This window comes from Sinorhizobium saheli (assembly GCF_001651875.1).
Lineage (GTDB): Bacteria > Pseudomonadota > Alphaproteobacteria > Rhizobiales > Rhizobiaceae > Sinorhizobium > Sinorhizobium saheli.
This window is the reverse complement of sequence record NZ_LNQB01000053.1, coordinates 1-23,553: the sequence shown is the minus strand read 5'-3', so window position 1 is coordinate 23,553 and position 23,553 is coordinate 1. Positions and strand designations below refer to the sequence as shown.

Annotated in this window: 20 protein-coding genes; 14 read left to right on the top strand and 6 right to left on the bottom strand. The window is 65.3% G+C overall.

Going from position 1 to position 23,553, the window contains the following annotated elements; translation table 11 throughout:
• Positions 1-6: 6 nt before the first annotated feature.
• Complete coding sequence (locus tag ATB98_RS03570) at positions 7-918, top strand: DMT family transporter (protein ID WP_066869120.1); 912 nt, start codon at positions 7-9, stop codon at positions 916-918.
• 242 nt (positions 919-1,160) lie between these two features.
• Here ATB98_RS03570 and ATB98_RS03565 read toward each other — a convergent pair whose 3' ends face one another.
• Both ATB98_RS03565 and ATB98_RS03560 read right to left on the bottom strand, forming a co-directional pair.
• Positions 1,161-2,426 (bottom strand): adenylate/guanylate cyclase domain-containing protein, encoded by a 1,266-nt coding sequence (locus tag ATB98_RS03565; RefSeq protein ID WP_066869117.1) that lies wholly within the window; start codon positions 2,424-2,426, stop codon positions 1,161-1,163.
• A gap of 3 nt (positions 2,427-2,429) precedes the next feature.
• Positions 2,430-2,981 (bottom strand): methylated-DNA--[protein]-cysteine S-methyltransferase, encoded by a 552-nt coding sequence (locus tag ATB98_RS03560; protein WP_066869114.1) that lies wholly within the window; start codon positions 2,979-2,981, stop codon positions 2,430-2,432.
• 462 nt (positions 2,982-3,443) lie between these two features.
• On the opposite strand from ATB98_RS03560, the gene argE reads away from it, so the two are divergent.
• The 6 genes from argE (at position 3,444) to ATB98_RS03530 (ending at position 10,484) form a co-directional block, all read left to right on the top strand.
• Positions 3,444-4,589, top strand: a complete 1,146-nt coding sequence (gene argE, locus ATB98_RS03555) for an acetylornithine deacetylase (protein ID WP_066869111.1) — start codon at positions 3,444-3,446, stop codon at positions 4,587-4,589.
• A gap of 116 nt (positions 4,590-4,705) precedes the next feature.
• Complete coding sequence (locus tag ATB98_RS03550; protein ID WP_066869107.1) at positions 4,706-5,626, top strand: 2-hydroxyacid dehydrogenase; 921 nt, start codon at positions 4,706-4,708, stop codon at positions 5,624-5,626.
• Positions 5,627-5,655: 29 nt separating this feature from the next.
• Positions 5,656-6,009, top strand: coding sequence for a cupin domain-containing protein (locus ATB98_RS03545; protein ID WP_066869104.1), 354 nt, complete (start codon positions 5,656-5,658; stop codon positions 6,007-6,009).
• A gap of 400 nt (positions 6,010-6,409) precedes the next feature.
• Entirely contained in the window at positions 6,410-7,873 is a 1,464-nt protein-coding gene (locus ATB98_RS03540; RefSeq protein WP_066869101.1) for an aldehyde dehydrogenase family protein, read from the top strand.
• A 99-nt stretch (positions 7,874-7,972) separates the two neighbouring features.
• Positions 7,973-9,016, top strand: coding sequence for a tartrate dehydrogenase (locus ATB98_RS03535; RefSeq protein WP_066869097.1), 1,044 nt, complete (start codon positions 7,973-7,975; stop codon positions 9,014-9,016).
• Positions 9,017-9,029: 13 nt separating this feature from the next.
• Positions 9,030-10,484: an NAD-dependent succinate-semialdehyde dehydrogenase gene (locus ATB98_RS03530; RefSeq protein ID WP_066869094.1), complete on the top strand. Its 1,455-nt coding sequence runs from the start codon at positions 9,030-9,032 to the stop codon at positions 10,482-10,484.
• Between the two features lie 267 nt (positions 10,485-10,751).
• Here the strand turns inward: ATB98_RS03530 and ATB98_RS03525 are convergent, their stop codons facing one another.
• Entirely contained in the window at positions 10,752-12,026 is a 1,275-nt protein-coding gene (locus ATB98_RS03525; protein WP_066869091.1) for an NAD(P)/FAD-dependent oxidoreductase, read from the bottom strand.
• Positions 12,027-12,041: 15 nt separating this feature from the next.
• Positions 12,042-12,710 carry a haloacid dehalogenase type II gene (locus ATB98_RS03520; RefSeq protein WP_066869090.1) on the bottom strand — a complete coding sequence of 223 codons (669 nt, stop codon included), beginning with the start codon at positions 12,708-12,710 and terminating at the stop codon, positions 12,042-12,044.
• A 320-nt stretch (positions 12,711-13,030) separates the two neighbouring features.
• Here ATB98_RS03520 and ATB98_RS03515 point away from each other — a divergent pair, with 320 nt between their 5' ends.
• The 7 genes from ATB98_RS03515 (at position 13,031) to ATB98_RS03485 (ending at position 21,501) form a co-directional block, all read left to right on the top strand.
• A complete protein-coding gene (locus tag ATB98_RS03515) occupies positions 13,031-13,867 on the top strand; it encodes a GNAT family N-acetyltransferase (protein ID WP_066869087.1) in 837 nt (278 codons plus the stop codon).
• A gap of 15 nt (positions 13,868-13,882) precedes the next feature.
• Positions 13,883-15,256 (top strand): aspartate aminotransferase family protein, encoded by a 1,374-nt coding sequence (locus ATB98_RS03510; protein WP_066869084.1) that lies wholly within the window; start codon positions 13,883-13,885, stop codon positions 15,254-15,256.
• A gap of 235 nt (positions 15,257-15,491) precedes the next feature.
• On the top strand, positions 15,492-16,235 hold the full coding sequence (locus ATB98_RS03505; RefSeq protein WP_153436041.1) for an HAD-IA family hydrolase: 744 nt from the start codon (positions 15,492-15,494) through the stop codon (positions 16,233-16,235).
• A gap of 86 nt (positions 16,236-16,321) precedes the next feature.
• Positions 16,322-17,932, top strand: coding sequence for an ABC transporter substrate-binding protein (locus ATB98_RS03500; RefSeq protein ID WP_066869204.1), 1,611 nt, complete (start codon positions 16,322-16,324; stop codon positions 17,930-17,932).
• Between the two features lie 91 nt (positions 17,933-18,023).
• The gene (locus ATB98_RS03495; RefSeq protein WP_066869201.1) at positions 18,024-18,974 is read left to right on the top strand and encodes an ABC transporter permease; all 951 of its coding nucleotides are present in this window, start codon (positions 18,024-18,026) and stop codon (positions 18,972-18,974) included.
• A 2-nt stretch (positions 18,975-18,976) separates the two neighbouring features.
• On the top strand, positions 18,977-19,840 hold the full coding sequence (locus ATB98_RS03490) for an ABC transporter permease (protein WP_066869199.1): 864 nt from the start codon (positions 18,977-18,979) through the stop codon (positions 19,838-19,840).
• Positions 19,840-21,501, top strand: a complete 1,662-nt coding sequence (locus ATB98_RS03485) for an ABC transporter ATP-binding protein (RefSeq protein ID WP_066869078.1) — start codon at positions 19,840-19,842, stop codon at positions 21,499-21,501. Before ATB98_RS03490 ends, ATB98_RS03485 begins: the two co-directional genes overlap by 1 nt.
• Before the next feature lie 248 nt (positions 21,502-21,749).
• Here the strand turns inward: ATB98_RS03485 and ATB98_RS03480 are convergent, their stop codons facing one another.
• Both ATB98_RS03480 and ATB98_RS03475 read right to left on the bottom strand, forming a co-directional pair.
• The gene (locus ATB98_RS03480) at positions 21,750-22,226 is read right to left on the bottom strand and encodes an Lrp/AsnC family transcriptional regulator (protein WP_066869075.1); all 477 of its coding nucleotides are present in this window, start codon (positions 22,224-22,226) and stop codon (positions 21,750-21,752) included.
• Positions 22,227-22,498: 272 nt separating this feature from the next.
• Complete coding sequence (locus ATB98_RS03475; protein WP_066869072.1) at positions 22,499-23,398, bottom strand: PhnA-like protein; 900 nt, start codon at positions 23,396-23,398, stop codon at positions 22,499-22,501.
• Positions 23,399-23,553 lie beyond the last annotated feature (155 nt).

Genomic DNA, 23,553 nt, shown 5'->3' with positions numbered 1-23,553 from the left:
GCACACATGGCCGTCGACAGCGTCTCCGGCAGCTTTTCCCGCGAAACCGCCGCCGCCCGCGCGGGCGTGCTCGTCATGCTCCTCGGCATGCTGATGTTTTCGCTGAACGATGTCATGGGCAAGTGGCTGGTCGCGACCTACTCGGTCGGCCAGGTGGTGCTCATCCGCAGTCTCGCCGCGGCGATCCTGCTTGCTCCCTTTCTCTGGATCAGCGGTCCGAAGAAGCTTTTCGCCGTGGAGCGGCCGGGACTTCAGCTTGCCCGCGTCGTCGCCTCGACGGCGGAGGTTTTCTCGTTCTATTTCGCCGTCGTCTACCTGCCGCTCGCGGACGTCATGACCTATTGGCTGGCGGCACCGATCTATGTCGCGGCCGTCTCGCCGCTGGTGCTCAAGGAACCGGTCGGCTGGCGGCGCTGGAGTGCGATCGCCATCGGCTTCGTCGGTGTCGTCATCGCGCTCGAGCCGTCCTCCGAGGCGCTCACGCTGCCGGCCTTGATCTCGATTCTCGGCAGCATGTTCTTCGCCTTCATGATGATTTCCGGACGATCGTTGCGCGGGACGCCCGACACCACGCTCGCCTTCTGGCAGATCGTCGGTGCGGCGCTCGCCGGCCTCGTCTGGGCGCCCTTCGACTGGACGCCGCTGAAACCGCTCGACATGGCGCTGCTCGCCCTGCTCGGCGTCGTCGCGATGCTGGCGCACCTGCTCGTCAACCGGGCGCTGAAGCTCGCCGACGCCGCGACCGTCGCGCCGCTGCAATATACGCTCCTCTTCTGGGCGATCGTCTTCGGCTGGCTGATCTTCGGCGATGCGCCCAGGCTGTCCATGGTCCTCGGCGCCGGCCTCATCGTCGCCTCCGGCCTCTTCATCTTCTTCCGCGAGCAGCAATTGAAGCGGCAGGGGCGGTTGAGGGCCTGAGCTGAATTAGAGCAGGCAAGGCCCCTCATCCCGCTGCCGCGACCTTGTCCCCGTCTTGACGGGGAGAAGGGGTATGCCGCGCCGGCGCCAGCGTCTTCGCCCCGTTTCGACGAGGGAGAAGTGGTATGCCGCGCCGGCGCCGCGAGTCTCCTTCGCCCCGCCTGCGGGGAGAAGGTGGCCGGCAGGCCGGATGAGGGGCGTTTCCCTGCCGCGCCCACGCCTCAGGTCCAGCGACGACGCCCCTATTTGCTGCCCGAAAGCGCAAAGACCTCCACCGGCTCGTCGAGCCCTCTCAGGGGATGGAAACCGAGATTTTCGAGTGTCGCCGCACAGCCCGCTCTTTCCACGAAGGCTCGAGAGAGGAGGACCGGGTGTTGCAATTCCTTGGTCAGGCTTTCGAGCCGCGAGGCGATGTTGACCGCCGGGCCGATGACGGTGAAATCCAGGCGTTTGTGCGAGCCGATATTGCCATACATCACGTCGCCGACATGGACGCCGATGCCGTAGCCGAGCGGGTCGTGCCCCTTGCTCACGTTTTCCTCGTTCAGCCTGGCCAGGGCGACCTGCGCCTCGCCGATCGCCCCGAGAAGATTGCCGCAGGCGCAGGGGTCGCTCAGCGGGAAGATCGCCAGGAGCCCGTCGCCCATGAATTTGAGGATCTCGCCGCCATGCCGCTCGATCGGTTCTGACAGGGCGTCGAAATAGCCGTTCAGCAGGTCGATGACGTCGTCGCGCGGCCAGAGGTCGGAGAGCCTCGTGAAGTCGCGAAGGTCGCAGATCAGGATCGCCGCGCCGACGGTGACGCCGCTGCCGCGGGTGATGGCGCCGGCGAGGATCTGCTCGCTCGCATGCGGCCCGACATAGGTTTCGAGCAGCGTGCGGGCGAAGCGGTTTTTCAGCCTGATTTCGCTGACGAGCGCCAATGCCGGCAGAATGTCCATGAGGAATGCGGTGTCGTCGGGACTGAAGCCGCCCGGCCTGTCGCTCGCAAAGGTGATTGCGTGGCGCTTGCCGAGCGTATGGTAGAGCGGCCAGATGATGTAGTCGGTGAGACCGTCGGCCCGCAATTCGTCGTAGAGCGGATAGTCCGGACCGTCCGCCGCCGGGTCGTCCAGGTGCCGGCGCACCTCCTCGGCCCCCTCGTTGAATCCGCGCAGCGGGCTGTTCAGGTATTGCGACGTGTCCTCGACGCCATAGGCGTAGGTGTCGATCTCCGCCTCGGTCAATCCCTTCCGCCAGAGAATGCGGGCGCCGAGCCATTGCGGGTGATGAATCCTGAAATGCAGCGACGCCCGGGCGACGGGGATGCCCGCTTCCACCAGTTTCCGGCACATCTCGACGAAGATATTGTCGATGAACCGTTCGCCCCTGGTTTCGAGGACGAGCCAGTCGATGATCCGGCGTCGCCGCGCCGGCCATGCGCCATCGTCGCCGTGAAGCGCCCTTGCGCCTGCCTCCATCAGGGACTGCATCGCCACCTCCGCTTCGCCGGCCTTCGTCATTGTCATCGTTCAAAATCCCAGTCTTTGCTGCGCCGGTTCCGGCGGCCCGACATGGACGCCTTCGAGTTCGAGCATGCGCATCTTCGCCGACGAACCGCCGGGAGCGGAGAACCCGCCGATCCTGCCGCCCGCGGCAAGCACGCGATGGCACGGTATGATCAGCGCCACCGGGTTCTTCGCCATCGCCTGGCCGACGTCCCGCGCGGCCTCCGGACCCGCGCCGAGCTCCTTCGCGAGCGCGCCATAGGTCGTCGTATGCCCCCACGGGACTTTCCGCGCGGCCTGATAGATCCGCGTGAAGAACACGTCCTGTCCAGCGAGATCGAGCTCGAAGCCGGAAAAATCCGTTTCCTTGCCCTCGAAATAGAGCCTCACCGCCTGGACCGCCGTCATGATGTGCGGCGGCGGATCATGCGGCTCCGCGGCCGCCAGGCGCCGCAGGAGCAGCCGCTCGGTGGAGTCTGCGCTTTTCGTCGGCAACTGGAAGCGCGTGATGCCGGCATCGCTCCAGGCAATGCCGCAGAAACCGCCCGCGGTTTCGAAGATGTGATAGCGATGCACTGTTCGATCCGCCTGTTTCCCTGCTGCATATTCTCCGAATCCCAATCGATGCAGGATGAGAGATGCAGCAATTCGAGGTGCTCCAGCGGTTCCTGCGCGTCCGAAGGGGACGCGCGGCGCCGTGGAGCATTCAGAGAAAATCGTGCGGGCGGGCCGCGAATTCAACCCGTTTTCAGCGAAGCGGCCGTCTAAACTTCAGCCGAAAACCTGATTGACCCGCGCACAGGTGAGCGGCGTGCCCCGCCGGCTTCCAGCGCGATACAGGGACGATCGGCCGCCCATGGTCGAGCGGCTCATCTGGATATAGCCGCCCGCCGGCAATAGAATACGCTTCAGATCGGGCCATTTTCGAAACTTTCCACCGATGCGGCCGGTCTTTCGGCAGGCAGACGCTCACCTGCGTTCTATCCTGATGAAGTAGTAGCCGGGCTTCCGTCTCCTGCTTTTGCAAAGGTTTCCCTGATGTCCTCTCCCCCCGTCGCCAAATCGCCAGAAGAGATCCTTGCCCGTCTCATTTCCTTCCCGTCGGTGGTCGGAACCGCGAACGGCGACATCGTCGAATGGATCGGCACTTATCTCCGTGACCTCGGGGCGAGCGTCACCGTCCTGCCCGGACCGGAGGGCGATCGCTGGAACCTCTTCGCCACCCTCGGCCCGGCGGACCGACCCGGGATCATTCTCTCCGGGCATATGGACGTGGTGCCGGCCGCAGAGCCGAACTGGTCGAGCGATCCCTTCTCGCTGCGGCGGGAAGGCGAGCGGCTCTACGGCCGCGGCACGAGCGACATGAAGGGTTTCCTTGCCGCGGCGCTTGCGGCCTTGCCGGCGATCGCCGCGCGGCCGCTTTCCCGGCCTCTGCATCTGGCCTTTTCCTATGACGAGGAGGCGGGCTGCCGCGGCGTCCCGCATCTCCTGTCGCGCTTGCCCGAGCTCTGCGCCAGGCCCGAAGGCTGCATCGTCGGCGAGCCGAGCGGCCTGCGCGCGATCCGCGCCCACAAGGGAAAGGCCGCCGCCCGCATCGAGATCACCGGCCGCACCGGCCACTCCTCGCGACCGGACCTAGGCCTCAATGCCGTCCATGCCATGGCGGAAATCGTGACCGAAGCGGTCCGCTCGGCCGAGGCGCTGACGCAGGGGCCGTTCGACGACAATTTCGAACCGCCCTATTCCTCGCTGCAGGTCGGCACCATTACCGGCGGACAGGCCGTCAACATCATTCCCGATCGCTGCGCGATCGAAATCGAGGCGCGTGCGGTCGCAGGCGTGGACCCCGCCGGTCTTTTCGCCGGCATCGAGGCGAAACTCGCGAGCCTCTCCGAGCGAGGCTTCACGACGCGCTGGGAAGGCTTGAGCGCCTATCCGGCGCTCTCGCTCAGGGAGAATGCGCCGCTCGCCGTTCTCCTCGGCGATTTGACCGGGCAGGAGCCGCTCCCCGCCGTCAGCTACGGCACGGAAGCGGGCCTCTATCAGGCCGCCGGCATCGACGCGATCATCTGCGGCCCGGGCGACATCGCGCGCGCCCACAAGCCGGACGAATATATCGAGATCGGCGAGCTCGCGGCCTGCCGCAAGATGATCGAGGCTTTGGGGCAGAGGCTCAGCGCTTGAGAGCTTTTTGCGGTGGACTCACCTGACGTCGCACCAATGCGGCAAGAACAAACAGCCGCGCTTCGGAGAAATCTGCCGGCCGGCGAGAATGGCGAATACAATTACCGAGGAAGACCATGTTTCTGTTCAATTCCGATGCCGAGCGGGCGAAGATCTTCGCGGCCGAATTCGACCGCGAGCTTCCCTCCCTGCCCTTCGTCACCGATCCCGGCAGCGTCGATCCCGCCGCGGTGCGCTATCTCCTGACCTGGACCGCTCCGCCGGACCTCGACCGTTACGTCAACCTCGAAGTGCTGTTCTCGATCGGCGCCGGCGTCGACCAGTTCGCCCTCGACCGCCTGCCGAAAGGCGTCAGGATCGTCAGGATGATCGAGGGCGGCATCACCCGCATGATGCAGGAATATGTGACGCTCGCCGTGCTCGCGCTCCATCGCGACCTTCCCGGCTATCTCGGGCAGCAGCGCGCCGGCGAATGGCGCATGCGCCCCGTCCGGCAGGCGACCGAGCGGCGGGTCGGTGTCCTCGGCCTCGGCAATCTCGGCCAGGCGGTCCTCGAAAGCCTCCGGCCCTTCGGCTTTCCGCTCTCGGGCTGGAGCCGCTCGCCGCGCGAGATAGCAGGTGTTGCCTGCCACCACGGAGAGCAGGCGCTTGCCGGCTTTCTCGCCGCGCAGGACATCCTGATCTGCCTGCTGCCGCTGACCGCCGAAACACGCGGCATCCTGAACGCCCCGCTCTTCGGCAGGCTGCCGACGGGCGCGGCGCTGGTGCATGTCGGGCGCGGCCCCCAACTCGATACGGAGGCGCTCATCGCCGCCCTCGACAGCGGCCAGCTCGGCGGTGCCGTCCTCGACGTCACCGATCCGGAGCCATTGCCGGCGGACCATCCGCTGTGGCGTCACCCGAAGGTGATCGTCACGCCGCATATCGCCAGCGTCACGCAGCCGGAAACGGCCGCCAAGGCCGTCATCGACAATATCCGCCGCCATGAAGCCGGCCTCGATCCGATCGGCCTCGTCGATCGCGACCGCGGCTATTGATCCCTCCCCTCAACCGACAAAGGAAATCCATGTCTCTTCTGAAGACCATCGACACGAACCCCGGATTCGAGCCCAAGCGGTCGGCGCCCTTGCCCGAACGGCTGATTTCCGGCAATCCGTCCTTCAGGACCTGGGCCCAAGACGCCGCCCGCGACGGCATGATAAACACCGGCGTCTGGGAAGCGACACCCGGGGAGACCCGCTCGATAAAGGGCGAGACCTTCGAGTTCTGCCATATCCTCGAGGGTGTCGTCGAACTGATGCCGGAGGGCGGCGAGCCGGTCGTCTACAGCGCCGGCGATAGCTTCGTCATGAAGCCGGGCTTCGTCGGCGTCTGGAAGACGGTGAAAACGGTCCGCAAGATCTATGTGACCGTGACCTGAGGCGCACGCCGCAACAGGCCTTGAAGAAGGGCCCGTAACCGCCGCATCAACGCGAAGGAACCACGCTCGCAGCTTGCGGGCGTATCGCGTTTCTCCGGGCCCCGGCAATTGCATTCGCCCCGCCCTTCGGCGTGGCCGGGCTCGACCCTGCCATGCGCCGCAAGCGCGGCACGGCCTCCCGAAGATTTCGCTGTCCTACCGCCAAAAACACTATTTTCCGCCGTCCCTGCATCGTCAGTCGATGCATGCTGCTCGGCATCCTCCGCTAGTCTCAGCTGAGCTAGAGCATTTTGCAGTCAGGCGGGATCACCTGACGTCGCACAAATGCGGCAGAAACAAGCAGGTAGAGGTGGCGCGAACGCATGTGAGCGCATACCGCTCCAAGCGCCGAGGACCCTCGATGACTCTCAGCTTTGACCCGGACTCCCTCTCCTTGCCCATCGGGCACTTCATCGGCGACCGCCTGGTGCCGGCCGACGGCGTCATCGACATGCACCGGCCGTCCGACGGCAAGGCCTATGCGGGCTGCCCGCTCGCCGACGAAGCCCTCGTCGACCGCGCCGTCGAAACCGCCAGGGAGGCGCTGAAGACCAGCAACTGGGGCGGCGTCAGGCCGCGCGAGCGCACCGTCGCGCTGCAGCGCTGGGCCGACCTGATCGAGAGCGAGGCGGAAACCCTCGCTAGGCTGGAGGCGCTTTCCTCGACCCGCCCCGTCGGCCATCTCGTCGCCGGCGACATTGCCGTCAGTGCCGAGCAGATCCGCTTCTTCGCCGAGTTCGCCGACAAGGAGGGAAGCGACGTCGTGCCGACCGACGACGGCAATCTCGGCATGGTCATGACCGAGCCCTATGGCGTCGTCGGCGCCATCACCCCCTGGAACTTCCCCGTTTCGATGGCCGCCTGGAAGCTCGGGCCGGCGCTTGCCGCCGGCAATGCGGTTGTGCTGAAACCCTCCGAAATGACGCCGTTCTCGACCATCTACCTTGCCGAGCTCGCAATCCGCGCCGGCCTGCCGGCCGGCCTCATCAACATCGTTCTCGGCGATGGCCCCGTCACCGGCAACGCGATCACCGGCCATCCGGACATCGCCAAGGTGAGCTTCACCGGCTCGACCGGCGCCGGCGCGGCGATCATGGCCAATATCGCCCGCACCGGCGTCAAGCCGATGACACTGGAGCTCGGGGGCAAAAGCCCGCAACTGGTCTTCGCCGACGCCGATCTCGACAAGGCGGCGGCGGCGATCGCCCAGAGCATGCTTTCGAATGCCGGCCAGGCCTGCGTCGCCGGCTCGCGCCTGATCGTCGAGGAAAGCGTCGCCGCGCCGCTCGCCGAGGCCATCGTCACGCGCATGAAGGCCGCGAAGGCCGGGCCCACCTGGGACGAGACGAGCGACTATTCGCCGATCATCTCGAAGCGGCAGTTGAACCGCATCCACGGCATCGTCGAGGCGGCGGTGGCGACGGGCGGCGAATGCCTGTTCGGCGGCGCCCCGATGGATGCGCCGGGCTATTTCTATCAGCCGACCCTGATGGCGGTGCGCGACAGTTCGTCGCCGGCGATCACCGAGGAGATCTTCGGCCCGGTGCTCACCATGCAGACCTTCGCCGACGAGGAGGAGGCGCTGGCGCTTGCCGACCACCCGACCTACGGCCTGGCGGCCGGCCTCTTCACCCGTGACCTGTCGCGCGCCCTCAGGCTGACGCGGCGGCTCCAGGCGGGCACCATCTGGGTCAACCGCTACAGCCGCTCGCGCGACCACATCCTGCCGACCGGCGGCTACAAGCGCTCCGGCATCGGCAAGGATCTCGGCCGCGAGGCCTACCACGCCAACCGCAAGAGCAAGAGCGTGCTCATCAGCCTTTAGAGCGCAGCGCTCGCACGCGTTCGCGCTGCCGCTCTATCCGTTTGTTTTGCCGCGCGTCAGGTGAATCCGCCTGACTGCAAAATGCACCAGGGAGCCTCAATGAAATCCTATTCGATCGCACTCATCCCCGGCGACGGCATCGGCCAGGACGTGACCGACGCCGCCTGGCAGGTTCTTTCGACCGTCGCCAGGCATTCCGGTTTCACCCTCACCGCCACGCCCTTCCCCTGGTCCTGCGCCTTCTACAAGGAGACCGGCGCGATGATGCCGGCGGACGGCATCGAGACGCTCCGCCGCTTCGATGCGATCCTGCTCGGCGCCGTCGGCTGGCCGGCGCAAGTGCCGGATTCCGTCTCGCTGCATGGCCTGCTGCTGCCGATCCGCAAGGCCTTCGTACAATATGCCAATATCCGCCCGCACCGGCTGCTGCCGGGTGTTCAGGGGCCGCTGAAGGCAGAGGGCTTCGACATCCTCTGCATTCGCGAAAATACCGAGGGCGAATATTCCGGCGCCGGCGGCCGCGTGCATCAGGGAACCGCGGACGAGGTCGCGGTCGAGACCTCGATCTTCACCCGGGCCGGCGTCGAGCGGATCCTGCGCTTCGGCTTCGAACAGGCGCGCGCCCGTCGCCGCAAGCTCGCCTCGGTGACCAAGTCGAACGCCCAGAAATATTCGATGGTGTTCTGGGACGAGATCACGCGTGAGCTCGCTGCCGAATACCCGGACGTCGAGGTGACGAGCTATCACATCGATGCGATGGCGGCCCGCATGGTGATGGCGCCTGAAAGCCTCGACGTCGTCGTCGCCTCCAACCTCTTCGGCGACATCCTGACCGATCTCGGCGCCGCCATTCAGGGCGGCTTGGGCTTTGCCGCCTCGGCCAACATCAATCCCGACAGGAGCGCCCCATCGATGTTCGAGCCGGTGCACGGTTCCGCGCCGGACATCGCCCATCTCGGCATCGCCAATCCCATCGCCGCCATCTGGTCCGGCGCGATGATGCTGGACCATCTGGGTGAAGCAAGGGCCGCACGCAAGGTGATCGAGGCGCTCGAACGAACGACCGCCCGCGGCATCGGCACCGTGCCCGGCAAGGACAGGACCGAAACCATCACCGCGGCAGTGCTCGCCGCACTCGATTGAGGAGGGACATGACATGGAATTGAAGGACAAGGAACTGTTCCGGCAAGCGGGCCTGATCGGCGGTGAATGGGTCGGGGCCGCATCGGGCGATGTCGTCGAAGTCGTTGATCCGGCGAGCCAGGCGGTCCTCGGAACCGTTCCGGACATGGGAACGGCCGAGACCCGTGCCGCCATCGAGGCGGCGAATGCTGCCTTCGGCCCGTGGAAGAAGAAGACCCATGCCGAGCGAGCCGCCCTCATCGAGCGCTGGTACGCGCTGATGATCGAGAACCTCGAGGATCTGGCGCTGCTCTTGACGCTCGAACAGGGCAAGCCGCTCGACGAGGCGCGCGGCGAGATCCGCTATGGCGCGGCCTTCGTCAAGTGGTTCGCCGAGGAGGCCCGCCGCATCGGCGGCCACACCATCCCCTCGCCGACGCCGGACCGCCGCATCGTCGTTCTCAAGGAAGCGGTCGGCGTCTGCGCCATCGTGACGCCGTGGAATTTCCCCAACGCGATGATCACCCGCAAGGTGGCGCCGGCGCTCGCGGCCGGCTGCACCGTCGTCATCAAGCCCTCGGAGTTCACGCCGTTCTCGGCACTTGCGCTTGGCGTCCTCGCCGAGCGCGCCGGCATTCCGGCCGGCGTCATCAACATCGTCACCGGCATGCCGACGGCGATCGGCAACGAGTTCATGGCGAACCAGACGGTGCGGAAGATCTCCTTCACCGGCTCGACCCGCGTCGGCTCGCTGCTGATGCGCGGCGCCGCCGACAGCGTCAAGCGGCTTTCGCTCGAACTCGGCGGCAATGCCCCCTTCATCGTCTTCGACGATGCCGATCTCGACCTTGCCGTCGAAGGGGCGATCGCGTCGAAGTTCCGCAATGGCGGCCAGACCTGCGTCTGCGCCAACCGCATCCTGGTGCAGGCCGGCGTCTATGACGCCTTCGCCGAGAAGCTCAGCGCCCGCGTCAATGCGATGAAGGTGGGCCCCGGCACCGAGCCCGGCGTCGCCATCGGCCCGATGATCAACGCGGCGGCGATCGAGAAGATCGAGCGCCACGTCGAGGACGCCTTGGCCAAGGGCGCGAAGGTCGCCGCGCGCGGCAGGTCGGTGCCGGAAGGCAGGCAGTACACCGCCCCGGTCGTCCTGACCGGCGCCACCACCGAGATGCTGCTCGCCGGCGAGGAAACCTTCGGTCCGGTCGCGCCCCTCTTCCGTTTCGAGACCGAGGAAGAGGCGATCGCGATCGCCAACGGCACCCCCTTCGGCCTTGCCGCCTATTTCTACACCGAAAGCCTGAAGCGCTCCTGGCGCGTCGGCGAAGCGCTCGAGTTCGGCATGATCGGTCTCAACACCGGTGCCATCTCGACCGAAGTCGCCCCCTTCGGCGGCGTCAAGCAGTCGGGGCTCGGCCGCGAGGGCGCGCAGGCCGGCATCGAGGAGTATCTCGAGATGAAGAGCTTCCACATCGGCGGGCTCGGCTAGAGCATTTCGCACGCGCAAATGCGGCAAAAACAAACGGATAGAGCGGTGGCGTAAGCGCATCCCGCTCTATCGCGCCGTATGGTGACCACCCCTCATCCGGCTGCCGCCACCTTCTCCCCGTTCTGACGGGGAGAAGGGACTCGTCGCGCTGTCGGCGGTCCCCAAAAGTACCCTCTCCCCGCAAGCGGGGAGAGGGTTAGCGTGAGGGGCAGTCTCGTTGCATTTAAAGGAAAATTTAGGTGCAGAGAGTCTTGTACGGCGGCCGCGCTACCGGACCCTGTCCAGCATCTTGTAATACATGCCGACCAGCGGCAGGAACCAGGGCTTGCCGAAATGCCCGGGAACGGCGGGCCATTCGAGGCCGCTCAGCGGATTGCGGTCCGGCCGGTCGAGGATCGCATCGGCGATGATCATGCCGAGATGGGTCGAAAGCTGGGCGCCATGGCCGGAATAGCCCATGGCGTACCAGACCCCGTCATGGTAGCCGGCGCGCGGGAAGCGGTCCTTGGTCATGTCGACGAGGCCGCCCCAGCAGTAATCGATCTCGACATGAGCGAGCTGCGGGAAGATCTCGGCCAGGCTCGCCTTGAGGATGGCGCCGCTTTTGGCATCCGAGCGCTGGTCCGAGGTTGCCGAAAAGCGGGCGCGCCCGCCGAAGATCAGCCGGTTGTCGGGCGAGAGCCGGAAATAGTTGCCGATGTTCATCGACGTGACGCAGGTGCGGTTGCCCGGCATCGTCGCGGCGATCTCCGCGTCGGTCAGCGGCCGTGTGGCGATGATGAAGCTGCCGACGGCGATGATCCGGCGGCGGAAATAGCCGAAGCTTGCAGGCGTATAGGCGCCGGTGGCGACCAGCACCTCGTCCGCCGTGACCTTGCCGCGGGCGGTCTTCAGGTGATGCCGCCCGTTCAGGCGCGTGTGCTCGATGACCGCCGCCTTTTCGAAGATCGTCGCGCCGTGACGCTCGGCCGCCTCGGCGAGCCCGACGACGTAGCGGCCCATGTGCATCATGCCGCTCTTCTTCGAGAGCATGGCCCCGAAGAAGGGCGAGCCGACTTCCCGCTTGAGATCGTCGGCGCCGAGCAGCGCCGTGTCGGGATCGACCTCCGCATGAACCGCCTCGAAATTGCGGGCGATCGCGTCGAAATGCTGGGGCTTGGAGGCGAGCTTCAGCTTTCCGGCGCGCCGGAAATTGCAGTCGATGCCTTCCTCTGCGATCAGCGCCTCGATGGTGTCGATCGAATCGTCGAGCGCCTTGTAGAGCGCGATCGCCCGCTCCTTGCCGAGCTCCGCCTTTGCCGCGAGATAGCTGTGGGCGAGCCCGTTGTTCAAATGCCCGCCATTGCGGCCGGAGGCGCCCCAGCCGACCCTTTCCGCCTCCAGCACGACGACCTTGGCGCCCGCCTTGGCCAGTTGCCGGGCGGCGGCGAGACCGGTGAAGCCGCCGCCGATCACCGCGACGTCGTAATGACCCTCGACCGGACCTTGCACGCCGCCGGCAAAGGCGGGAGCGGTGTCGTGCCAGTAGGATAGGAGTTTCATCGGGGCGCCCTTCTTTTAAAGACCTACGACGCCGGGCAGGCCGGAAATGTCGGCGATCTCGACGTAGCCGTAATAGGGGTTCGCCGGCTCGTGGCGGCGATTGACCCAGACCTTGTTCTTGATGCCGAGGTCATGCGCCGACATCAGATCATAGCGGAATGACGACGAACAATGGAGGATATCCTCCGGACCGCAGCCGAGCATGTCGAACATGTATTCGAAGGCCTTGAAGCGCGGCTTGTAGGCCTGTGCCTGTTCCGCGGTATAGACGGCATGGAACGGCGCGCCGAGCTTCTCGACGTTCGACATGATCTGCGAATTCATCGCATTCGAGAGGATGACCAGCGGGATCTCCTTGGCGACCTTGGCAAGGCCGGCCGGCACGTCCGCATGCGGACCCCAGGTCGGCACGCGCTCATAGACCATCTTCGCGGCTTCATCGCGGAACTTGATGCCGTTGCGCTTGCAGGTCCGTTCGAGCGAATTGTGCACGACTTCGGCATAGGGCTTCCAGTCGCCCATGACCTCGTCGAGGCGGTAGGCAGCGAAATTCCTGACGAACTCGGCCATGCGCGGCTCGTCGAGCTGTTCGCTGTAGAGATCGCGTGCGGCTTCCGCCATCTGGAAATTGATCAGCGTGCCGTAGCAATCGAAGGTGATGTATTTCGGACGGAAGCTCGCCATGCGCATTCTCCTCTTCAATGAAGCGATCCGGTATGTGAGAAGAAGCATAGGCCTCGGCCGCCCCTCGGCTCGCCTGATTATGCGGCCATCGGAAGCAGAATCTATCGTATCCAAAGTCGGGTTTGGCAGAAGGTTGCGGGCGTCGGCGGCCGCCTCGCTCGTTTGGAGGCCTGCCATCTCCTCGGGCGCCATCCCCGCCAGCATAAGATGCGGCGGCCGATCGGTGCAAAGCTATAAGATACCGCGCGGACCATGGCCTTCAGACGATCTGCCGGCCCGCAATCCTTCAGACTTCCAGCCAGGACATGAAGGAACGACCCATGCAGACAAGTCAGATCGATCTTGCGGCCTTCGGCCCCGAACACCTGGAGGCATCCGTCAAACTCTCCCGGCAGGCCGGCTGGCCCCATCGTCTGGAAGACTGGCGGATGGCGCTGGCGCTGAGCCAGGGCGTCGTCGCCCTCGAGGCCGGCAGGGTCGTCGGAACGACGCTGGTGACCGCCTACGGGAACGATTGCGCGACGATCAACATGGTGATCGTCGACGAGGCGATGCGCGGCCGTGGCCTTGGCCGCAAGCTGATGGACGCCGCATTGCGGCTCGCCGGCGACCGGTCGCTCAGGCTCGTGGCGACCACCGAAGGCCTGCCGCTCTATGAAAAGTTCGGTTTCCAGGAGACCGATCGCATCCTGCAGCACCAGGGTGTCGTCGGAGACATCGCCGCATCGGCTGAAACGGAGGCTGCGACTACGGCCGATATCGAAGCGATCGCCGAACTCGATCGGCTCGCCTTCGGCGCCGACCGGCAGGCGCTGATCGCCTACCTTGCCGAGGTCGGCGAATTCGCCGTCGTCCGCCATGACGGCCGCGTGGTGGGCTTCTCAGCGCTGCGCCACTTCGGCCGTGGCGAGGTCATCGGGCCGGTGGTTGCCGCTGACCTCGGCGATGCCAAGGCGCTCGTCGCCCATTTCATCGCCCGTCGCCCCGGCCGGTTCCTGCGCGTCGACACGATCGCCAGTTCCGGCCTCGCACCGTGGCTCTCTGCGCAGGGTCTTGCCCATGTCGACGGCGGCGTCGCCATGATGAACCCTCCGACCGCGCCACCGGCCGATCCCGTCGCCATGACTTTCGCCCTCACCAACCAGGCACTCGGCTGATCCGGAGACATCCTCATGTACAGCAATTCCCTCATAGAACTCGATCGCGCCCACCTCATCCATCCGGTCGCTTCCTATCGCGGCCATGAGAAGCTCGGCGTGCGTGTGCTCGCCTCGGCCAGGGGCGCAACGGTAACCGACGCTTCCGGCAGGCAGTTGATCGACGGCTTCGCCGGGCTCTGGTGCGTCAATGCCGGCTACGGGCACGAGAGCATCGTCGAAGCCGCCACCCGGCAGATGCGCGAACTTCCTTACGCCACCGGCTATTTCGGCCTCGGTTCGGAACCGGCGATCCGGCTTGCGGCGGAACTCGCGGATCGGGCGCCGGGCGACCTCAACCACGTCTATTTCACGCTCGGCGGCTCCGACGCCGTCGACAGCACGATCCGCTTCATTCGCTACTATTGGATCGGCCGCGGCGAGCCGCAGCGCGACCAGTTCATATCCGTCGAACAGGGCTATCACGGCTCATCCACCGTCGGCGCAGGCCTGACGGCACTGCCGGCCTTCCATGCCGGCTTCGGCATCCCCTTCGACTGGCAGCACAAGATTCGGTCGCATTATGCCTATCGAAACCCGGTCGGCAACGCTCCGCAGGCGATCATCGACGCCTCGCTCGCCGCCCTGAGGCAGAAGGTCGAGGAGATCGGGCCTGAGCGGGTCGCGGCATTCTATGCCGAACCGATCCAGGGTTCCGGCGGCGTGCTGGTGCCGCCCAGGGGCTGGATGAAGGCAATGCGCCAGCTCTGTCGGGAGCTCGGCATCCTCTTCGTGGCCGACGAGGTGATCACCGGCTTCGGCCGCACCGGTCCGCTCTTTGCCTGCCACGAGGATGAGATCGTGCCGGACTTCATGACCGTGGCGAAGGGCCTGACCTCCGGCTATGTGCCGATGGGCGCGGTTTTCATGGGCGACCATATCTACCAGACGATCGCCGACAGCGCCGGTGCTGCGGCGGTCGGCCACGGCTACACCTATTCGGCCCATCCGGTCAGCGCCGCCGTCGGTCTCGAAGTACTGAAGCTCTACGAGAACGGCTTGCTGGACAATGGCCGGAAGGCGGGCGCGCGTCTTATGGCCGGCCTGGAAAGCCTCAGGGATCATCCCCTCGTCGGCGACGTGCGCGGCCGGGGCATGCTCGCTGCCGTCGAACTCGTCGTCGACAAGGAAAAGAAGACCCCCTTGCCCGCTGCAGCCGAACCGGCACGCCGGATCTTCGACCGCGCCTGGGAAAACGGCCTCGTCATCCGCGCCTTCGCCAACGGCACGCTCGGCTATGCGCCGCCGCTCTGCTGCACCGAAGCGGAAATCGACGCGATCATCGAGCGCACGCGGATGACGCTCGACCAGACGCTCGAGGACCCCGACGTCCGCGCGGCACTCGCCTGACGGGCGGCCGCCTCTGCTTCTCGGCCGGAACGGCGATCTACCGGTTTGCGCCGATATTCGCAATTTTGTGCCGCCAACCTTCTCCCATTCAGAGACTCCGGCGAGCCGTTGCTGCGAAACTCGAATGGCTGAGGCGTGGAAAAGCCCGCGAAGCAGGTCTTCTGCGGATGAATGGAATGCGCTGCTGGCCGAAGAAGGACAGCATTTTCTTCTGTAGGCAGCCGCGTGACGATTTATGTTGCGCTCAACCGAGGACGGAGACTTGGCAAAGACTTTCGCGGACTTCAAATATCTGACCTTCGATGTCGTCGGCACCCTGATCGATTTCGAGGCCGGCCTCAAGGATTGCCTCGCGGGCATCGCCAGGGAGGCGGGCGTCGCGGTCGACGGAGAGGAAGCGCTCACCCTTTACCGCGCGGCACGCTATTCGCCCGATGCCGATCTCTTTCCGGACGACCTCGCGCGCGTCTATCTGGCCATCGCGCCGAAACTCGGCCTGCCTGCCGAACGGCCATACGGCGAGCGGCTGCGCGATTCCGCCAGGAACTGGAAAGGCTTTGCCGACAGCGCCGAGGCGATGGCGCGGCTCGCCGGGCGCTATAAGCTCATCGCCATGACGAACGCCAGGCGCTGGGCCTTCGACCATTTCTCTCGCGCGCTCGGCAATCCCTTTTACGCCGCCTTCACCGCCGACGACACCGGCACGGAGAAGCCCGATCCCGCCTTCTTCGAGAAGGTCTTCGCCTTCATCGCGGCGGAGGGTGGCGCCAAGGGGGACATCCTCCACGTCGCCCAGAGCCAGTACCACGATATCGGCATCTCGCGAAAGCTCGGGCTTACCAATTGCTGGATCGAGCGGCGCCACGCGCAGAAGGGCTACGGCGGCACGATCGAACCGGCTGAATTCACCAAACCGGACTTCCACTTCACCTCCATGGCGGCGCTTGCTGATGCCGTGGAGAAAGCCAACGCCGCCTGAACGGGAGGCGGATCATTCCAATTGAACCCCGCGCACGAAAAAAGACGGGGCGCGATCCGAGCAACCACCAACCTATGGGGAACGCCATGAACGACAAGATCACCAACTGGACCAGAAAAGACGACGCAATCGTCGAAGCCGCCATTCGCCGCGGTGCCACCCGCCGCGAGCTCCTGCAGATGCTGCTGGCCGGCGGAGTAGCGATGTCCGCAGGCAGCCTCGTGCTCGGCCGGGCCGGCAATGCCGTTGCCGCCACGCCGGTCGCCGGCGGCGCGCTGAAGGCGGCCGGCTGGTCGTCCTCGACCGCCGATACGCTCGATCCGGCGAAAGCCTCGCTCTCGACCGACTATGTACGCTGCTGCTCCTTCTACAACCGCCTCACCTTCCTCGACAAAAGCGGCACGCCGCAGATGGAACTGGCGGAGGCGATCGAATCCAAGGACGCAAAGACCTGGACCATCAAGCTGAGGAAGGGGGTCACCTTCCACGACGGCAAGTCGCTCACCGCCGAGGACGTGATCTTCTCGCTGAAGCGCCATCTCGACCCGTCCGTCGGCTCGAAGGTCGCGAAGATCGCCGCCCAGATGACCGGCTTCAAGGCGGTCGACAAGGAGACGGTCGAGATCACGCTCGCCAATCCGAATGCCGACCTGCCGACCATCCTGTCGATGCACCACTTCATGATCGTCGCCGACGGCACGATCGACTTCTCCAAGGGGAACGGCACCGGCGCCTTCGTGAGAGAAGTCTTCGAGCCCGGCGTGCGCTCCGTCGGCATCAAGAACAAGAACTACTGGAAGTCCGGGCCGAACGTCGATTCCTTCGAGTACTTCGCAATCAGCGACGACAGCTCGCGCGTCAATGCGCTCCTGTCCGGCGACATCCACCTCGCCGCTACGATCAACCCGCGCTCGATGCGCCTCGTCGAGGCCCAGGGCGACGGCTTCGTGCTCTCGAAGTCCACCTCCGGCAGCTACACCAATCTCAACATCCGCATGGACCAGGAGCCCGGCAGCAAGCGCGACTTCGTCGAGGGCATGAAATACCTCGTCAACCGCGAGCAGATCGTCAAGTCGGCGCTGCGCGGGCTCGGAGAAGTCGGCAACGACCAGCCGGTTTCGCCGGCCAACTTCTACCATAATGCCGATTTGAAACCCCGCGCCTTCGATCCCGACAAGGCGAAGTTCCATTTCGAGAAGGCCGGCGTCCTCGGGCAATCCATTCAGGTCATCGCTTCCGAGGCGGCAACCGCCTCGATCGACATGGCGATGATCATCCAGGCCTCGGCCGCCGAGATCGGCCTGGGGCTTGACGTGCAGCGCGTGCCCTCGGACGGTTACTGGGACAATTACTGGCTCAAGGCGCCGGTTCATTTCGGCAACATCAATCCGCGCCCGACCCCGGACATCCTGTTCTCGCTGCTCTATACGTCGGAAGCGCCGTGGAACGAGAGCCAATACAAGTCGGAGAAATTCGACAAGATGCTGATCGAGGCGCGCGGCTCGCTCGACCAGGAGAAGCGCAGGGCGATCTACAACGACATGCAGGCGATGGTCGCCAATGAAGCCGGCACCATCATCCCCGCCTATATCTCCAACGTCGACGCGACCACCGCCAAGCTCAAGGGTCTTGAGCCCAACCCGCTCGGCGGCCAGATGGGATATGCCTTCGCGGAATATGTCTGGCTCGAAGCCTGATCGAGCAGGGCGTTTAGGGGGCTGCAGCCGCGCCGCTGCAGCCCCCAGGCTCATGGTTTTGAAATCAATCTTGAACGGAAAGGGAGCGCGCGTGAACAACCGGGTCCTATCCCTTGTGCTGAGCAGATTGCTCATCGCCGTGATCACCCTGGTGATCGTCTCCTTCGCCGTGTTCTTCGCGACGACGCTCCTGCCGGGGGACACCGCATCGATCCTGCTCGGCCAGGCCGCCACGCCGGAGGCCGTCGAAGGCCTGCGCAAGGCCATGCATCTCGACGAGCCGGCGATCTTCCGTTTCCTGCGCTGGATCGTCGGTCTCGTGCAGGGCGACCTCGGCACCTCCTATGCCAACGAGATGCCGGTCGCCGATCTGATCGCCGGCCGCTTCGTCAACACGCTGAAGCTCGCGGGCGTCACCGCGCTCTTCTCCGTGCCGATCGCGCTGACCCTCGGGATCACAGCGGCGATGCTGCGCGGCTCGCTCTACGACCGGATCGTCACCGTGCTGACGATCGGCGTCATCTCGGTTCCGGAATTCATGATCGCGACTTCGGCGGTGCTCGTCTTCGCCGTCTATCTGAAGTGGCTGCCGGCGCTCTCCTTTGCCAATGAAGTCACGTCTCTCTCCGATCTCCTGCGCATCTATGCCATGCCGGTGATCACCCTGACTTTCGGTGTCTCGGCGCAGATGATCCGGATGACCCGGGCGGCCGTGATCGAAACGCTCAACACGCCCTATGTGGAGATGGCGTTGCTCAAGGGCGCCTCGCGGCCGCGCATGGTGTTTCGCCACGCGCTGCCGAACGCGCTGGGCCCGATCGTCAATGCGGTTGCGCTTTCGCTTTCCTACCTGCTCGGCGGCGTCATCATCGTCGAGACGATCTTCAACTATCCGGGCGTTGCCAAGCTGATGGTCGACGCGGTTTCCACCCGCGACCTGCCGCTGATCCAGAGCTGCGCGATGATCTTCTGTCTCGGCTACCTGCTCCTGACCACCACGGCCGACCTCATCGCCATTCTTTCCAATCCGAGGCTTCGATGACCATGACCCCTTCGAGCACATCGACCACCTCCATCCGGACGTCCGGAAGCCGCCTTGGCTATCGCTTCAACCTCGTCGGCGTCATCGGCTTTACGATCATCATCGCCTGGGCGCTCGTCGCGGTCTTCGCGCCGCTCATCATCCCCTATCCGGTCGGCGAGATCGTCGACCTCGACTATTTCGGCCCGATGAGCCGCGACTTCTGGCTCGGCTCCGACTATCTCGGTCGCGACATGCTCTCGCGGATCCTGATGGGCGCCCGCTACACGGTCGGCATCTCGCTTGCCGCGGTGACGATCGCCTGCTTCTCCGGCGTGGTGCTCGGCATGATCGCGGCGGTCGCCGGCGGCTGGCTCGACACGGTAGTGAGCCGCTTCCTCGACGCGCTCAACTCGATCCCGAGCAAGCTCTTCGGCCTCGTCGTCGTCGCCGCCGTCGGTTCGTCCATTCCGGTGCTGATTCTGACGCTGTCGGTGATCTACATTCCGGGGGCCTACCGCTTCGCCCGGGCGCTTGCCGTCAACATCAATGCGATGGATTTCATCACCGTCGCCCGGATCCGCGGCGAAAGCACTTGGTATCTGATCCGCTCCGAGATCCTGCCCAACATCGTCGGGCCGGTGCTCGCCGATCTCGGCCTCCGCTTCGTCTTCATCGTCCTCCTGCTCTCCGGCCTCTCCTTCCTCGGCCTCGGCGTCCAGCCGCCCTATGCCGACTGGGGGGCGCTGGTGCGCGAGAATATCGGCGGCCTGCCCTTTGGCGCGCCGGCGGTCATGTTCCCGTCGCTTGCCATTGCCAGCCTGACGATCAGCGTGAACCTCCTCATCGACAACCTGCCGCAGAAGATCCGTGATCGGAGTGAATGATGGCCAATCTCGTGGAAATCCGTGACCTGAAGGTCGAAGCGACCACCGATTCCGGCCGCCGGGTCGAGATCATCAAGGGCGTCAGCATCGACATTGCCAACGGCGAGATCGTGGCGCTGATCGGCGAGAGCGGCTCCGGCAAGACGACGATCGCGCTGACGCTGATGGGCCACGCCCGTCCCGGCTGCCGCATTGCCGGCGGCAGCGTCTCCGTCGGCGGCCGGAACATGGCGGCGCTCGGCGAAAAGGAGCGTGCCCGCATCCGCGGCACCGAGGTCGCCTATGTGCCGCAATCGGCCGCCGCCGCCTTCAACCCGGCTGCCACCATCATGGACCAGGTGATCGAGGTCACCCGCATCCACAAGCTGATGCCGCCCGAGGCGGCGCGTGCCAAGGCCGTCGAGCTCTTCCGGGCGCTGTCGCTGCCCGAGCCGGAGACGATCGGCAGCCGCTATCCGCACCAGGTCTCCGGCGGGCAGTTGCAGCGCCTTTCCGCCGCCATGGCGCTGATCGGCGACCCCAGGCTCGTCATCTTCGACGAGCCGACCACCGCGCTCGACGTCACGACCCAGATCGAGGTGCTGCGTGCCTTCAAGTCGGTGATGAAGAAGGGCGGCATTGCCGGCGTCTATGTCTCGCACGACCTCGCGGTCGTCGCCCAGATCGCCGATCGCATCGTCGTCCTGAAGGGCGGCGAAGTGCAGGAGGTCGGCACGACCGAGGAAATCCTCAGCGATGCCAAGCATCCCTATACGCGCGAACTGCTCGACGCGTTCGAACCGAAGCCGCGCGGCGCCGCCGGTCCCGCCGCGCCGCACCCGGCCCCGCTGTTGGAGGTCGATACGCTCATCGCCGGCTACGGGCCGCGCCAGGCGGACGGATTGCCGCTCGTGCGCGCCGTCAAGCAGGTCTCCCTCAAGGTCGAGAAGGGCCGCAATCTCGGGATCATCGGCGAATCCGGCTGCGGCAAGTCGACCCTTGCCCGCGCGATTGCCGGCATCCTGCCTGCGGTTTCGGGCAGCATCCGGTTCGACGGCCGCGACCTCGGCCGCAGCGCCCGCGAGCGCTCACGCGAACAACTGCGCGAGATGCAGATCGTCTTCCAATATGCCGACACGGCGCTCAACCCGGCAAAGTCCGTCGAGGACATCCTCGACCGGCCGCTCGCCTTCTATCACGGCATGGGTCGCAGCACCCGCAGCGCCCGCATCGATGAGCTGCTCGACATGGTGCGCCTGCCGCGCAACCTGCGCCATCGGCGGCCGTCGGAGCTCTCCGGCGGGCAGAAGCAACGCGTCAATTTCGCCCGGGCGCTCGCCGCCGAGCCGAAGCTGATCCTCTGCGACGAGATCACCTCGGCGCTCGACACCGTCGTCGCCGCCGCGGTCATCGACCTGCTCAAGGAGCTGCAGCGCGAGCTCGGCCTCTCCTACGTCTTCATCAGCCACGACCTGTCGACCGTCCAGGCGATCTGCGACGAGGTGGTCGTCATGTATGCCGGCGAAAAGGTCGAGCAACTCGCCGCCGCCGACCTCGCCGGCGGCGCCAGGCACCCCTATTCAAAGCTGCTCTTCTCGTCGGTACCGAAACTCGACACCGGCTGGCTCGACGGCCTCGACCATCAGCCGGAACTGGCACGCGCCTTCGGCAGGGCGGGATAGCGGGCTGCGGTCTCGCGCTGCAGTGGCCCTCATCCGCCACCTTCCCCGCAGCGGCCGCAAGCGGGGCGAAGCGGCGATGCCGCACCGCCTCAGTCCCCTCCTCCCGCGTGCGGACGCGTGCGGGGAGAGGGCTATGGCATTTTGCAGTCAGGTGGAATCACCTGACGTCGCACAAATGCGGCAAAAACAAACAGATAGGGTGAGGGGCAAAATTCTCGGACAACCGCGATCGATCGCGACAATCCGAATTACACCGGGAACAGGCTCGTCAGCGGCATGTGCGACTTGACGATCGGCGATTTCAGGACGACGTAGCTGAAATACTTGTCGATGCCGACGTCCATGTCGGTGAGCCGCTCCATGATCGTCTGGTACTCGACGATGCCGCCGGTGACGAATTTCAGGAGATAGTCGTAGCCGCCGGACACGAGATGGCATTCGACGACGGAGTCGACCTTCTCGATCGCAGCGAGAAACCGGGCGAAATCGATCTGGCGATGGTTCTTGAGCGTCACTTCGGTGAAGACCGTCAGCGTCTGGCCGAGCTTGGCGATGTTGATCTGCGCCGAATAGCCGGCGATATATCCTTCCGCCTGCAGTTTCTTCACCCGCATCAGGCAGGGACTGGGTGACAGGTTGACGAGTTCCGCGAGCTCGACATTGGTGATGCGGCCGTTTTTCTGCAATTCATAGAGAATTTTGACATCGATGCGGTCGAGTTTCATCGGCGCTCTCCAATTGCGGACTGCTCCGCATCGGTCAGCATATTATGCGGTTTTGGTGGCATGACAAGTCGACTCGATGCAATCATTGGGAAAAAAGACAGGTAAAACAGTGAATTAGCACAAACGTTTGGTGAGCTCCCCTGGCGCAGACGAATATGCTGTCAATGAGCCGCAGCCAGCATGAGAGCCATCTGGCGCCAAGCAACTGCCTGTTTTGCCGCGCGTCTGAGACGCGCGGTAAGATGAAAAGACGGGGATGACGGCTCGGCAGTTCAGGTGGACAAACGGGTGTCCGTCAGCCGGTCGACATGCTTGGTGCCGTACCAGCCGCCGATCCACGCCGCGACCGCTCCCAGCACCAGTGCGACGAAGCCCAGGAGGGCCCCGCTGGCGACGACCGCCGCCGCCGCATCCGCGGCCTCCGTTGCTTTCCGTTTGACGTCGTCTACCCCGGTGCGATAGCTCTGCTCATACCGCTCGACCCGCATGCGTGCCTCGTCGGGCGGGATGTTCTGAGCCCGTGCGAGCGCATCCGCCGCACGGTTGCGGGCTTCCTCGGCCTGTGCTTCGTCGCCGGTGACGAGCGCGCGAAATGCGGTCACCGCCGTATCGCGGAGCGCTGCCGGATCATTGCCGCCGCTTGCTTCCCGGATCTGCTTCTCGATGTCGGCCATCGGGTCGGTCGCCGTCCCCAAAGCCGGTGCGGCCGTCGTCGCAACGCTCGCCACCGTTCGCCCGGCTCCACCCACCACCGTGCTCAAGCCGCTGAAAGCACCACCGACCAGTGTGCCGACCGACGTGGTCAACATGTAGAGGACAACCAGCGTGGTCGCCGCCCACGTCGTCAGCCCGTGATAACCACCCGTCGAGGCACTGGGGCGTCCGGAAAGACGGCTCGCGATGTAGCCGCCGGCGAATGCGGCGATGATGCCCGAAAGCACGAACCACAGGCCGCCGGCGATCGAGAAGGAGGTCGCTTCCGGGGTGTCTCCGCCGGCGGGATCGATCACCGCTGCTCCGATGCCGACCCCGAGCAGGTTGAGCAGGAACTGGAGGGCAAGTGCGACCGCCGTTCCTGCGAAAATGGCTCCCCAGGAAACCTGATGGAGCGCGGCAGTGGCAAGTGGCTCTGGAGACGGGGCCACGCGGCTTGTAACGACTTGGTCGGCCATCGGCCATTCCTTTCTTCGCAAAATGATTGGGAGGTGGCGACTAACCACTTTCAAGTCGAATCGTTCCGGTGCGTCGATCATGTCCCAGGGAGTGGTGTAGGTGGCGGCTTTGGTCGCCGCGTTCTCCGGCATGGGCCGGGATGATCAGCGCGCCA